This is a genomic window from Nocardia sp. AB354 (assembly GCF_049538315.1).
In the GTDB taxonomy this organism is placed as follows: domain Bacteria; phylum Actinomycetota; class Actinomycetes; order Mycobacteriales; family Mycobacteriaceae; genus Nocardia; species Nocardia nova.
This window is the reverse complement of sequence record NZ_JBMVFU010000026.1, coordinates 69,718-84,310: the sequence shown is the minus strand read 5'-3', so window position 1 is coordinate 84,310 and position 14,593 is coordinate 69,718. Positions and strand designations below refer to the sequence as shown.

Here is a 14,593-nt window from a genome sequence, read left to right as displayed (position 1 = left end):
AAATAGAGGTGCCGATGGTCCCGGATAGGCACGACTTCCGGACGGGTTCACGCCAGGCCGAAGCCCCGACGAAAAATCGAGATCAGCTCAGGGTTTCACCAGCCTGGGCCTTGTGACGAAGAGATTCCGGTACTTCGAATCGGTCGCCGTACTTGGCGCGTAGTTCATCGGCACGCGCAACGAACCCGGCAAGGCCGCCTTCGTATTGGTTGATGTACTGGACGACACCGCCGGTCCAGGCAGGGAAACCGATGCCGAGGATCGAGCCGATGTTCGCTTCGGCGACCGATCGCAGCACTCCTTCGTCGAAGCAGCGCACGGTGTCGATCGACTCGGCGAACAACATTCGTTCCTGTATGTCGATGAAGGGAATGCCGTGGTCGTCCTCGGTGTACAGGTCGACTATGCCCGGCCAGAGACCGAGTTTCGTCCCGTCTTCGGCGTAGTCGTAGAAGCCGCGCTTTTCGAGGCGTCCCGGGCGCTGGTGAACATCGACCATATCGTCAACCAGCGGAAATGCCTTCGACTCGATCCAGCGCTTGCCCTCGGCGAGCAGGTTGTCCCTCAGTGAGTTCTGGATCTTCTGCTGCAGCTTCATGTTGATCTCATCGGCGAGCGCGAGCGCACCGACCGGGTAACCGGCCTGCATGCATGCCTGTTCGACCGACGCCGGGTGCACGCCTTCAGCGACCATCGACAAGGCTTGGTCGGCGAACTGTTGGATCACCCGACTCGTGAAGAAACCTCGGTTGTCGTTGACGACGATCGGAGTCTTCTTGATCGCGAGGGTGTAGTCGATCGCCCGAGCGATCGTCGCATCGCTGGTCTTGGCACCCACCACGATTTCGACTAGCGGCATCTTGTCGACGGGAGAGAAGAAGTGCAGACCGATGAAGTCCTCTTCGCGCTCGACGCCGGTCGCGAGATCGGTGATAGGTAGCGTCGAGGTGTTCGAGCCGAGGAGCGCGTCGTCGTCGACGTAGTCCACGATCTCGGCGAAGACCTGCTTCTTGAGTTCGGGACTCTCGAACACCGCCTCGACGACGAAATCGCAACCCTTTGCGTCAGAAGCGTCGCCCGTGGGAAGGATGCGGGCCAGGACCTCGTCACGCTTGGCCTCGGTGATCTTGCCTTTGGACACCGCCTTGTCGAGCAATTTCTGCGAATATCCCTTGCCGCGCTCGGCTGCTTCGACGCTCACGTCCTTGAGGACGACATCCATGCCGGCCATCGCCTGCACGTACGCGATTCCCGCGCCCATCATTCCGGCGCCGAGGACGAGTACGCGTTTCGGCTTGCGATACTCGTAGCCCTCGGGGCGGGCCGCGCCCTTGTTGAGCGCGGCGAGGTCGAAGAACAGCGCCTTCACCATGTTCCCGGAGACCTTGCCGACGATCAGGTCGGTGCAGTAAGCGGTCTCGATCTTCGACGCGGTCGCGAAGTCGACCTGGCTGCCCTCGACCATCGCCGCCAGCGCGTTGAGCGGGGCGGGTATAGGTGCGCCTTTGAGCTTTTTGCGAATGTTCGCCGGGATGGCAGGCAAATTCGCGGCAAAGGATGCAACAGCGGGGGTGCCTCCCGGAATTCGGAATCCTTCGCGGTCCCAAGGTTGTGCGGCATCGGGATTCGCGGCGATGAATGCCCGCGCGGCGGCGAACATTTCCTCGCGGGTGGAAACAACCTCGTCCACGATACCGACGGACTTGGCCGACGCGGGCTTGTGACGCTGACCCTGGCCGATCACGTTCATGAAGCCGGGCACGACGCCGATCATGCGGGTGATGCGGGTCGCGCCGCCGGCGCCGGGCAGGAGGCCGAGTGAGACCTCGGGCAGGCCGACGACGGTGCCCTTTCCGTCGAGCAGTACACGGTAATGGGTCGCGAGTGCGATCTCGAAGCCGCCGCCGAGCGCGGTGCCGTTGATCGCGGCGACGACCGGCTTGCCGAACGTCTCGATCCGGCGGACGCAGTCTTTGGTGAAGTCGAGCATATCGGCGATTCTCTGTTCGTCGCCGGGACCTGCGTCCATGAGCATCTGCAGATCACCACCGGCGAAAAAGGTGTCCTTCGCCGAGGTGATGATGACGCCGTCGAAGGAGTCCTTCTCCGCTTCGAGTCGCTCGACGGTCGCGAGCAGGGATGTACCGAACAGTTCGTTCGCGGTGTTGACCGATTGCGTGGGGTCGTCCATCGTGAGGACGAGAACGCGGTCTTCGCCGATTTCCCACTTGATCATGTTCTCGGTCATGGATTCAGGCCCTTTCGATGATGGTGGCGATACCCATGCCGCCGCCGATGCAGAGAGTGATGAGGGCGTAGCGGCCGCCGGTCCGCTCGAGTTCGTCGACCATCGTTCCGGTGATCATGGCCCCGGTGGCTCCCAGCGGGTGACCCATCGCGATCGCGCCGCCGTTGACGTTGAGCTTCTCTTCCGGAATGTGCAGCTTCTTCTGGTAATTCAGCACCACCGAGGCGAACGCCTCGTTGAGCTCGAACAGGTCGATGTCATCGATCGTCAGGCCGGCGGTCGCGAGCACCTTCTCGGTCGCGGGAACCGGTCCGGTGAGCATGATCGTCGAGTCGGCACCGCTCACGGCGGAGGCGACAATGCGGGCGCGGGGGGTCAGACCAGCGGCCTTGCCCGCGGCTTCACTCCCGACGAGCACGAGCGCCGAGCCGTCCACGATGCCGGACGAATTGCCTGCGTGGTGAACATGGTTGATCTTCTCGACCCAGTGGTAGCGCTGCAGCGCGACCGCGTCGAAGCCCCCCATCTCGCCCATCGCCGCGAACGACGGCTTCAGCTTCGCAAGGTCGGCGGTGGTGGTGTCGGGCCGCATGAATTCGTCGTGGTCGAGCACGATCAGGCCGTTCAGGTCCTTGACGGGAACGACCGACTTGGCGAAGTACCCACCGGTCCACGCCGCGGACGCCTTCTGTTGCGAGCGCACGGCATACGCGTCCACGTCGTCGCGGCTGAAGCCCTCGACCGTGGCGATGAGGTCGGCACCGATGCCCTGAGGCACGAAGTAGGTGTCGTAGTTGGTCTTCGGGTCCATTGCCATAGCGCCGCCGTCGGAACCCAGCGGAACGCGCGACATCGATTCGACACCACCGGCGATGACGAGCTGGTCCCAGCCGGACCGGACCTTCTGAGCGGCGGTGTTGACCGCTTCGAGGCCCGAACCGCAGAAGCGGTTGAGCTGCACGCCGGCGACGGTGTCCGGCAGCCCGGCAGCCAGGGCCGCGGTCTTGGCGATGTCCGCACCTTGGTCGCCCACCGGCGAGACGACACCGAGAACGATGTCGTCGATCGTCGCCGGATCCAGCTCAGCGTGCCGGGAGAAGAGTTCGTCGAGCAGCCCGGTGACAAGCGAGATCGGCTTGATTCGGTGGAGCGCTCCGTTGGCTTTCCCGCGACCCCGGGGTGTCCGGATGGCCTCATAGATGAATGCCTCTGAAAACGTTGACATAGTCGTTGATTCCTTGATGTGGGAGTGAAGCTGATCTGATTCGCTGCGCGAGTCAGAGGAAGCGCGCGATGAGGTCCTTCATGACCTCGCTGGCGCCTCCGTAGATACGGGAGATCCGGCCGTCGACGAACATGCGCGCGATGGGGTACTCCTCCATGTATCCGTAGCCGCCATGGAGTTGCAGGCATCGGTCGACGATTCGGGTCTGCTGTTCGGAGACGAAGAGTTTGATCATCGCGGCGGTCTTGACGTCGAGTTCCCCGCGCAGATGTTTGGCCAGTGCGTCGTCGACGAACGTGCGGACAACCTGCGCCACGGTGGCGACCTCGGCGAGTTCGAAGCGCGTGTTCTGCATGTCGAACAGCGCCTTGCCGAACATGACCCGGTTCTTCGTGTACTCCACGGTCACCGCGAGCGCTCGCTCGATGACCGCGGCACCGGCGACACCAACGATCAGGCGTTCCTGGGGCAGCTGTTCCATCAGTTGGTAGAAGCCCTTGCCCTCATCAGCGCCGAGCAGATTCGCGGCTGGAACCCGTAAGCCGTCGAAGAAGAGCTCGGTGGTGTCCTGGCCCTTCTGACCGATCTTCGCGAGCTTCTTGCCGCGAGTGAAGCCGGGGGTGTCGTCGCTGACTTCGGCGACGATCAGGCTGACGCCGGCGGCGCCGAGTTCGGGGTTCGTTTTGGCTGCGATGATGATCAGGTCACACTGGGAGCCGTTCGAAATGAAGGTCTTCGCGCCGGTGATGACGTATTCGTCGCCCTCGCGGATCGCCTTGGTCTTGATACTCTGCAGGTCGGAGCCAGTGCCCGGTTCGGTCATCGCGATCGCGCCGACGAATTCGCCCGAGGCGAGCTTGGGAAGCCACTTCCGCTTGTTCTCTTCCGAGGCATAGGCGAAGAGGTAATGGGGGACAACTCCGGTGTGAACGCCGAGCTGCAGAGCACTGTCGCCGGACTTGACATGTTCGGTGAGTAGCACTGCTTCATGGGCGAAAGTCCCACCGCCACCGCCGTACTCGGTCGGGATCGACATACACAGCAGACCGAGCTCGCCGGCCCGGTTGTAGAGCTTGCGATCGGGCTCACCGTTCGCCGCGAACTCCTCGTAGCGAGGCACCACCTCTTTGGCGAAGAACTCGCGGGCAAGGGCGGACAACCCCGCCAGTTCGGCCGTCGGATCGGCATCAGGCACGGCAAACCTCCAGTCGTGAACGCTCCCTATTGGCGTCGCGCCAAATATGGCATGCGGAACGGACATTAGTCAACGGAGATTCACTTCGTCCGACCGTAGGCGGGAGTCAGGGCAGGGAGGAGCCTCGATCTTCCTGGATGAGTGCTTGGCGGCAAGCGCATGGTCACTAATTTGCTAATCACGGTTCACTAATGTGTGCTGCCTGCGCAGCGTATGCAGGCATCTCTCCGATGGGTCATCTCATGCGATGGCTCAGCGGGGCCTCATGCCGGATGACAGGGTGGTCTCGCGCGTTCACACCGGTCACCGCCGCTCACAGTTTGCTGAATCGTCGCCAACTGGTGGGATACGCTGGCCATCGTCGAGAAGCTCCCACGTTCGGCCTGGCTGCCAGGGCGAGCCAGCGGATGGTGTGTGGTGTATGAGCGAGGATGACCCGTTCCGGACGTCTCCCGATGTTCCGGTGCCCGTCATCGGGGAACTCGACGCGGCGGGTTTCGAGGCTGCCGAGGAAATCGGGCGCGGCGGGTTCGGGGTGGTTTACCGATGCGCCCAAACCGACCTGGACCGGACTGTGGCGGTGAAGGTTTTGACCGCTGAGCTGGACGGGGACAACCGTGCTCGCTTCTTTCGGGAACAACGGGCGATGGGCCGGTTGACCGGTCATCCGAATGTCGCCACCGTGCTCCAGACAGGTGCCACCGCGAGTGGGCGGCCATATCTGGTGATGCCGTACTACTCGGCCGGCTCGTTGGGTGCGCGGATCCGTTCGCGGGGGCCGCTGCCGCTGGAAGCGATGTTGCTGATCGGGGTGAAGCTTGCCGGAGCCTTGGAGAGTGCGCATCGTCTCGGAGTCCTGCACCGGGACGTGAAGCCGGGAAACATCCTGTTCACCGAGTACGGTGAGCCCGCGTTGACGGACTTCGGAATCGCGCGGATCGCGGGCGATTTCCAGACAGAAGCCGGCACACTGACCGGATCGCCGGCCTTCACCGCTCCGGAGGTACTCGAAGGGCAGGCTCCCACACCGGCGGCTGATGTCTACGGTCTGGGTGCCACGTTGTTCTGCGCCCTTACCGGACATGCGGCGTTCGAGCGGCGCAGCGGGGAGAACGTGGTGACTCAGTTCTTGCGGCTCACCACACAGACGGCACCGGATCTGCGCGGGCATGGTTTCGACGAGGACGTTTCGGCGGTTGTGGCGGCTGCGATGAGCCCCGACCCGGCCCGGCGACCATCGCCGACATCGTTGGGAGAAGCGCTGCAGCGGATACAGCGACGTCGCGGGTTCACGGTCGGCGACATGGCGTTGGGCGCTCAACCCGATCACGACAGCGCACACGGACAAGACACTTCTGCCGCGTCCGCGCCCCCACCGGATCGAGTTCATGGCACCGGAAGTCTGCCGCTCGAATTGACCAGTTTTGTCGACAGGCGTGCCGAGCTCGCGGAGGGAAAGAATGTGCTCGCCTCGGCACGGCTGCTGACATTGACCGGAATCGGCGGGGTCGGCAAGACGCGTCTCGCACTGCGGGTCGCGTCGAGCGTACGAAAGGAATTCGCCGACGGCGTGTGGCTGGTAGAGCTGGCCGACGTATCGGATCCGTCACTGCTGGTCGAGGTCGTCGCGGCCGCAATGGGGCTGCGCGACGATCGGATGCGGCCGTTATCCGAGGTGCTGGTCGAATTCCTTTGCGCGCGAGAGCTTTTACTGGTCCTGGACAATTGCGAACATCTCGTCGCTGCGATCGCTGAGCTGGTCGAGTCCTGGTTGAGGGTCTGTCCGACTCTGCGTATCCTTGCCACAAGTCGCGAACCGTTGAATGTCGACGGCGAGGCGGTGTTGCGGGTGCCGCCGCTGACGGTGCCGGATCCGGAGCGAGAGCCCTCACGGCGGAAACTCCCCCGCTACGATGCGGTGACATTGTTCGCCGATCGCGCGTCCGCCGCGGTTCCCGGCTTCCAACTGACCGAGGACAATACGGCCGATGTGGCCGGGATCTGCGCCCGGCTGGACGGGCTGCCACTGGCCATCGAGCTGGCCGCGGCTCGGATGCGCGCGCTGTCACCCCAGCAGATAATGCAGCGGCTCGACGACCGATACGCGCTGCTGAACCGGGCCAGCCGTACCACGCCCACGCGGCAGCAGACACTGCAACTGTGTATCGACTGGAGCTATCACTTGTGCACTCCTGCCGAACAGCAGCTTTGGGCCCGGTTATCCGTCTTCGACGGTGGCTTCGAAATCGATGCGGCCGAACAGATCTGCGACGCCGAGCCGACGTCGCACGACATTCTCGATATCCTCGCGTCCCTGGTGGACAAGTCGATCCTCGTCCGGGACGAATCCAACGGTGTAGTGCGATTCCGGATGCTCGGGACCGTCCGTGACTACGGTCGGCAGAAGTTGCGGGCATCCGGCGAGGAATTGCGACTTCGGCGTGAGCACCGCGATTGGTATCAACGGCTGGTGCTGGACGCGGAGGCCGAATGGATCAGCGACCGGCAGCCGTACTGGATCACCCGTATCGAGCGCGAGCAGCCCAACCTCCGCGAGGCACTCGAATTCACCTCCGCCGAAGACACCGGACACGCAGCCGAAGCCGGGTTGCAGATCGCCGCAGCGCTTCTGATGTTCTGGATCTTTCGCGGTCTCTACGGCGAGGGCCGGCACTGGGTCGATCGGGTCCTCCATCACCCCGGCGCGCAACCCGCGCACGACCGGCTCAAAGCGGTGCACGCCGGGAGCATCCTGGCGGCGCTACAAGGCGACTTGGTCGCTGCGGGCGCTCACGCGGACGAAGCACGCACGCTCGCAACACCGGAAGCCGCTCCCTTCGATGACGCTCTCGTCTGCTTCGCCGACGGCCTGCTCGCAATGGACCGCGGGCAGCTCGACTCCGCGTCCGCCGATCTCGAACATGCCATCGCAGCGTCGGATTCGAATCCGCGTCGGTATCCCCATGTTTCGGCTCTGAGCGCGCTCGGGTGGGTGCATGTTGTGGCCGGTCGAACCGAACGGGCCATGCAGCGTTACAGCCAACTGCTCACCATCACCGAAGCCTGCGGTGAATCGTTCCACAGGGCGAATGCGCTGTGGGGCATGGGCGTTGCCCACTGGCAACTGGGGCAGCGGCCCGAAGCCATCGAGGCGCTGCAGCAAGCACTGCGAGCCAATCGGCACATACGCAATGCTGCCGTGGCCGCGGTGAGTATCGAAGCGCTGGCCTGGGTGGTGGACGCGGACGGCGATGCCGCGCGCGCCACGACCCTCATGGGAGCCGCGGACGAACTCGGGCGACGGGTGGGCAGCCTCACCGGCATCGCCCCGGACCTGCGGCGACGCCACGATGAATGCGTCCGCCGAACACGCGCGGCCCTCGGAGCTCGCCGGTTCGACACCGCCTTCCGACGCGGCCGTGCGATGAGGATGGACGAGGCCTTCGCCTACGCGCTCGGCGAGCTACTCCCCGATGCCGCACGCCGCTCAGGTTCGAGCGCGGCATTGACCACACGCGAGCAGCAGGTCGCACATCTGGTCGCCCAAGGACTCACCAACAGGCAGATCGCAACGAAATTGGTGATCTCGCAGCGTACTGCCCAGGGCCACGTCGAGCACATCCTGACCAAGCTCGGATTCACATCACGCGCCCAGATCGCCGCCTGGATCGCACAACAGCAGGCCGAGTGACCGATCCGCTGACCGTCACGCTCTCGGCGGTTTCATCGGCCACCAACTCTTCTCACCCAACAGGGTCGCTATCGCCGGAACGGTCAGGGTGCGGACCACGAAGGTATCGAGCAGCAGGCCGCAGCCCACAATGAATCCGCACTGCACCATGAAGTCGATCGACCCGAACATCATCCCGAACATGCTGGCAGTGAAGATGATTCCTGCCGAGGTGATCACGGAGCCGGTGCCTGCAACGGTTCGTAGCACGCCGACGCGCACGCTGTGGACCGATTCCTCGCGTAACCGCGATACCAGCAGCATGTTGTAGTCCGCGCCGACCGCTACCAGGATGATCAACGCGATCAGCGGGACACCCCAGGCGATGTCATCGCCGAATCCGTACCGAAACACCAGCACACCCAGGCCGAGCGCGGCGAAGTAGTTCAGGACCACGGTGCCCAGCAGGTAGAGCGGGGCGAGGACAGCACGCAGCATCAGCACCAAGATGATGCCGACGATCGCGAGCGTCGCGAGGGCCAGATGGGTGAAGTCCGCCGACATCAGGTGTTGCAGATCGGAGACCACCGCGGCGAAGCCGGCGACGGAAACGGTGGCGTCGGCGAGCGAGGTATTGGGCCTGGCGGCCTGGGCGGTCTCGACAATCGCGCGATCCAGGGCCACCGCTTCGGCGGAATACGGATCGTAGGAGGATTCGATCGCGAATCGGGCGGTGCGTCCGTCGGCGGAAATGAAATGGCGTGCCATATCGCTGAATTGGCGATCGTCGAATGCGCTGGGCGGAAGATAGAAGCCCGCGGCGGCATCCGATCCGGAGGTAGCCTGCGCGGAACTGCGCAGTTGCGCCGCGATCCTGCCCATTCCGTCGAGCAGTTCGACATTGCTGTCCGCGAGAGAGTGCACGCCGGCTGCCAGGGCCCGGGCGCCCGAGGCGAGTTGGCCGACGCCGTCTTGGAGGCGGTTGATCTCGCCGGCGACGTCGGCGGGATCACCGATCGCGCCGAGGGCCTGCCGCATCGAGTCTGCGGCGCTCTCGATTGTGGTGAGCGTACTGGTGAGGGTAGCTCCGGAACCGAACTGGTCGCCGAGACCGGCGATCCGGTCGAAGAATCCGGAATCGTTCAGCGTCACCAGCGTCCGGATCTGGTCGCGCAGGTGCGCACACTCCGGCGTCGCCGCGCACCACGGTGCGTTGTCGAGGGTTGCGGACAACCCGGCGATGATGGGAATCGCGGCGGCGGCCTGGCGGGCCAGGGGCTTCAGCCCCGCATCGGCACGCAGGACGTTGTCCACGGCGGGTGCGGCGGCTTGCAGTTGTTGCAGCACAGGTTGGTAGTCCTGCAACTGCTGTCCCGCGTCGCGCGCCCGACCGAGCAGCCCGGCCAGCGGGGTCAGCGTGCCACGCAACGCGATATCGAGTTGGCCGAGGCCGGCGGACAACTGGTCGGCGCCGTCGGTGAGCTCGACGAGATCGTCTTCGTGGCTGTGCCCGGCGGCGGACACGTCTGCCATCTTGTCGCCGATTTGCTCGTTCTGCCAGGACAATTGGGCTCGGTCCAGCCGCTTTCCCGCGGGACGGGTGACACCGGATACGCGCGTGACTCCGGGAAGCTGGGCGACCCGGGAGGCCATCTGATCGAGATCGGCGAGACCCTTGGCCGTCCGCATATCGGTCCCGGATTGGATGAGCAAATATTCGCCGATGATGCTGTCTCGGGGAAAGTGCCGATTCAGCAATCGGTAGCCCTGGTTGCTCGGTGTGTCGGCAGGTTGGCTTGTGCGGTCGTCGTAGCTGATGGTCATGGTGGCCGCCACACCGGCGAGAGCGAGCAGAACCACGAGACTGGCGGCCAGCAGCGGCACCGGCCGCCGGACGACGGTTACGGCAATCCGGTTCCAATATCGGCGCGAAAGATCGGCACGAGGCTCGGCGAGGCCACGTCGTGCGGCGAGCGACAGAATCGCCGGAAGCACGGTAACGGAGGCAAGAAATCCGATCAGGACCGAAATGGTGCAGGCGGGGCCGATCGCGGCGAAAGCGCCGAGTCGAGCGAAGACCAGAGCGGCGAACGCCAGCGCGACGGTGGCCGCCGAAGCCAGGACGACACGGCCGATGCTGCCGGTCGCGTGGATGATCGCCGGCTGCGGGGCGATGCCTCTGCGTCGTTGTTCGTGATAACGGCTGACCAGGAAAACGGTGTAGTCCGTGCCGGCACCCAACAGGATGACGGTCATGAAATCGATGGTGAATTGCGAAACCGGCAAACCGATTTCACCCAGCCCCGACAGCACCCCGCGGGCGACGGCGACGCTGATACCGATGACCAGCACCGGGAGCATGGCGGTGAATACCGACCGATAGACCAGCAGCAGGATGAGCGCGATGAGCACGGAGGTCGCGACGGTGATGAAGAGCAGGTCGTGCTCGCCGGCGGCGACCCCATCGGCGTAGGTCGCGGGCGGACCGGTGACGTGGGCGGTGGTCGACGATTTGTCGAATGTCGCTGCGACGGTCGCGTGGACGGCATCGACGGATTCGGTTGCCTTGGGTTCGCCGAACGTCCCGGCGATTCCGACGGGCAGGAACCAGGCTTTCCCGTCCTTGCTGACTGCCTGGGCTCCGGTCGTGGGATCGGCCAGGAGATCCTGCACCAGCAGGACGTGTGTCTTGTCGGCACGCAGTGCGGCGACCAGCGCGTCGTAGCGCTGCCGCGCGGACGGGGTGAGCCCGGAGGGATCCTCCATCGCGACCACGATGGAGGTCTTCGCGCCCCGTTCGTCGAAAGCCGCTGCCATCCGATCGGCGGCTCCGAACGACGCCACATCGTGCGGGACCAACTGCACCGACTGGTGCCGCACGACGGTCTCCAGCTGTGGGAAGACGACGGCGAGAATCACGGCGACACCGAGCCAAGCTCCGATCACCAGTGCTTTGTGCCCCATGGAGAATCGGCCCACGGCCGCGAGACGCGGGCTGAATTCACCCGTACGCATGCCCGGCACCCGCCTCATCGGGCCGAGTTCCCGTTCAGTCCGAGTCGTCGCTTCCAGCCACCGCCGTCGATCAACCTGACCGCATATCCGATGAGATTGCTCTTCAACGGCGTGTAGGGGAACCAGAGCAGCTCGTTGAGCGGTGTCACGGTCACTCGTGGTGAGGTCACCGCTTGGGGGCGGCAGTATTTGAGTATTCCGTCGGCACCACCGTTGCGCCCACCGATACCCGAATCTCCCCAGCCGTGCATCGGCAGCGGGAAGCACAACAGATGCGCCTGAACATCATTGATGTCCACGGCGCCCGCGTGCAGCCGCGACGCGATGCGTTCGCCACGGCGCCGATCACGGGTCCACACCGACGCCGACAATCCGTAGCTGGTGTCGTTGGCCAGGGCAACGGCTTCGTCTTCGGTGTCGAAGGCCATGATCGGCAGTACCGGTCCGAAGGTCTCCTCGCGCACCACCGCCATGTCGTGATTCACGTCGACGAGTACGGTCGGCGCGTAGCCTGTCGTATCTCCTTCCGGCGCACCGCCGATCACCACTCGTGCGCCCGCCGCGACCGCCGCGTCGACGTGGCGCTGCACGATCGTCAGTTGCTCAGGCGTCGTCAGCGGTCCGTAGTCGCGGCCCGGGCGCAGCCTCGCTACCTCGTCGACCAGCAGCGCGACGAATTCGTCGTAGACCGCGGAATGCACGTACACCCGCTCGATCGAGGTGCACATCTGCCCGGCGTTGGCCAGCCCGCCCCACGCAATCCCTTTGGCGGCGTAGGAAAGCGCGGCATCGGCCAACACGATCGCCGGATCCTTACCTCCGAGTTCGAGCCCGAACGGAACAAGACGTGCCGCGGCCTGCACAGCCACCGCGCGGCCCGTCCGGGTCGAGCCGGTGAACTGGATGTAGTCGACGGCCGCGACGATCGCCTCCCCCGCGCTGCCCCCGCCGGTCACCGCGTCGAGCACCGGCGGGGCGCCGATGTCGGACCACCCTCGAACCAGCTCGAGGACCGTCATCGGGGTGTATTCCGACGGCTTCACCACGACCGAAGCACCGGCCAGCAGCGCCGGTATCACGTCGAGCACGGCCTGGGCCAGCGGGAAATTCCACGGCGTGATCACGCCGACCACCTCGTAGGGGCGATGGTCGATGCGCAGTCGCTTCAACGCGGTGAGCGGTCCGTGCGGGGCCGGGGCCGCCCCCGCCAGGAACCGCTCCGCCCGGGCCGCATAGTAACTCATGTTCTCGACGGCGATGGCCACCTCGACCCTGGCCTCGGCCACCGGTTTGCCCGACTCGTTCGCGATCGTGTGCGCGAGCTGAGCGTCGTTGTCCAGTATCCAATCCCGCAGCCGGCGCACCCATTGCGCTCGTGCATCGACGTCGAGCGACGTCCAGGCCGGCTGCGCCGCTCGCAGGCGTCCGACCACATCGGGCACCGCGCCGGTCTGATCCGGTATCCGAAGCAGTCGGCTGCCGTCGAGCGGACTCAGCACCGCGATCGAGCCGTCGGCAATCGTCACATCGCGCTCCGAGGAATGGTCGTGGTTGCTCACCGGATGTCCTTCAGCTCGGCGCGCACGACCTTGCCGGTGGGGTTGCGCGGCAGCTCGTCGACGATCACGACCTCGCGAGGCACCTTGTACCGCGCCAGATTCGCCTTGACGTAGGCCTTGATCTCCTGCTCGTCGACAACCGAGCCGGAGGCGGGAACGACGAAGGCGCGCAACCGTTTACCGAACTCCGGATCGTCGACTCCGATCACCGCGACATCGTCGACGTCCGCACGCTCGGCCAGCAGATTCTCGATTTCGAGCGGATAGACGTTCTCACCACCGGAGACGATCATGTCGTCGTCGCGACCATCGATGTGCAGGAGCCCGGACCGGTCGAAATGGCCCATATCGCCGCTGGACATATAGCCGTCGATGTACTGCTTGTGCCGGCCGTCGGTATATCCCTCGAACGGCGCGCTGGAGCGCACGAATACGCGCGCCGAGACGTCCGGTTCGGTAACGCGGCGTCCGTTCGCGTCGAACAACGCGACCTTCGAGGTCACCGGGGGCCGGCCGACAGTGCCCGGCGCCGAACGCAATTCGTGCGGCTGGGCCACGGTGGCGATCCCGGCCTCGGTCGACCCGTACAGGTTGTACAGCACATCACCGAACGCGTCCTGAACACGGGTGGCGAGCTCGGGCGACAGCGGGGATCCGGCGACCAGGATCGCCTTCAGTGCCGACAGGTCGTAGCGCGCGCGGACCTCCGGCGGCAGAGCGAGCAGCCGGTGCAGCATGGTCGGCACCGCCACCAGCAGTTGCGCGCGATGCTCGGCCACCGCACGCAGTGTCGCTTCGGCGTCGAATCGGCGCATCACCACCGTCTCGTTGGCCAGTGCGGTGGCCACGGTCCACATCGCGAATCCGGTCGAATGAAACAGCGGCGACACGATGACCACCGCACCGCGCCGCGGGAACGGGATGCGGTCGACAACCAGCGCACTCAGCAGCGGTGTGAGCTTGGTTCGCGGCGCACCCTTCGGCAGTCCCGTGGTGCCGCTGGTCAGAACGATGAAACCACCGGGGCGCTCCGGCGGCGGCGGACGCCGCCGGTCGCCGGTGGCGATCAACTGGTCCAACGTGCGCGTCGCAGGCGGCACCTGATGGCCCGCATCCACCCAGGTGACGATGCGCGGCATATGTTTGGGCAATGCGTCGAACAGTGCGCTGAATTCGCTGTCGTGCAGCATGGCTCGCACGTTCTCGCGTCGCGCCACCTCCGCGAATTGCGGCTTCGCGGTGCCGGTGTTCATCAGTGCCAGGCGAAATCCGGCCCGCCCGGCCGCGCTGATCGCCAGCACCAGGCCACGATGGTCGCGAGCCAGTACACCGACCACCGAGCCCGCCGGAATACCTTGCGCGAGCAGGGCATTGGCGACCGCGTTCGATTGCTCATCGAGTTCCCGGTAGGTGAGGACTCCACGTTCATCCGCCAGCGCGGGTGCGTCCGGATACTCGTGCGCACCCTTCATGATCATGGTTGCCGCCGAGCCGTAGGACTTGTTGCTGCGTACCGTCGCGAGCACCTGATCCGGCCGGCGCAGATCCACCAGACCGGTCTGCTGCAAACGGACCACCGCCCGGACTGTCTCCGCGACATCGGCGAGGCGGGTGGTCAGCTGTGAAACCTTCGGAATTGCCATCGGATTCCTACTTCTGAGTAAACGTCTTACGACACTGG

Annotated in this window: 7 protein-coding genes; 1 reads left to right on the top strand and 6 read right to left on the bottom strand. The window is 65.1% G+C overall.

The genetic code is table 11. From position 1 onward, the window contains the following. Positions 1–82: 82 nt before the first annotated feature. Genes ACPCUW_RS29035 through ACPCUW_RS29025 form a run of 3 tightly spaced genes read right to left on the bottom strand, consistent with a single transcriptional unit; the run spans position 83 to position 4,734 of the window. A complete protein-coding gene (locus tag ACPCUW_RS29035) occupies positions 83–2,248 on the bottom strand; it encodes a 3-hydroxyacyl-CoA dehydrogenase NAD-binding domain-containing protein (protein ID WP_423428356.1) in 2,166 nt (721 codons plus the stop codon). A 4-nt stretch (positions 2,249–2,252) separates the two neighbouring features. Next, positions 2,253–3,473: an acetyl-CoA C-acetyltransferase gene (locus ACPCUW_RS29030; RefSeq protein ID WP_423428354.1), complete on the bottom strand. Its 1,221-nt coding sequence runs from the start codon at positions 3,471–3,473 to the stop codon at positions 2,253–2,255. 52 nt (positions 3,474–3,525) lie between these two features. After that, on the bottom strand, positions 3,526–4,734 hold the full coding sequence (locus tag ACPCUW_RS29025) for an acyl-CoA dehydrogenase family protein (protein WP_423428352.1): 1,209 nt from the start codon (positions 4,732–4,734) through the stop codon (positions 3,526–3,528). A 355-nt stretch (positions 4,735–5,089) separates the two neighbouring features. Here ACPCUW_RS29025 and ACPCUW_RS29020 point away from each other — a divergent pair, with 355 nt between their 5' ends. Next, complete coding sequence (locus ACPCUW_RS29020) at positions 5,090–8,359, top strand: protein kinase domain-containing protein (protein ID WP_423428350.1); 3,270 nt, start codon at positions 5,090–5,092, stop codon at positions 8,357–8,359. A 15-nt stretch (positions 8,360–8,374) separates the two neighbouring features. Here ACPCUW_RS29020 and ACPCUW_RS29015 read toward each other — a convergent pair whose 3' ends face one another. Genes ACPCUW_RS29015 through ACPCUW_RS29005 form a run of 3 tightly spaced genes read right to left on the bottom strand, consistent with a single transcriptional unit; the run spans position 8,375 to position 14,555 of the window. Then, positions 8,375–11,353 (bottom strand): RND family transporter, encoded by a 2,979-nt coding sequence (locus ACPCUW_RS29015; RefSeq protein ID WP_423428348.1) that lies wholly within the window; start codon positions 11,351–11,353, stop codon positions 8,375–8,377. A gap of 14 nt (positions 11,354–11,367) precedes the next feature. Continuing rightward, the gene (locus tag ACPCUW_RS29010; RefSeq protein WP_423428346.1) at positions 11,368–12,912 is read right to left on the bottom strand and encodes an aldehyde dehydrogenase family protein; all 1,545 of its coding nucleotides are present in this window, start codon (positions 12,910–12,912) and stop codon (positions 11,368–11,370) included. Then, positions 12,909–14,555: an acyl-CoA synthetase gene (locus ACPCUW_RS29005; protein ID WP_423428344.1), complete on the bottom strand. Its 1,647-nt coding sequence runs from the start codon at positions 14,553–14,555 to the stop codon at positions 12,909–12,911. Before ACPCUW_RS29005 ends, ACPCUW_RS29010 begins: the two co-directional genes overlap by 4 nt. Between the last annotated feature and the right edge of the window lie 38 nt (positions 14,556–14,593).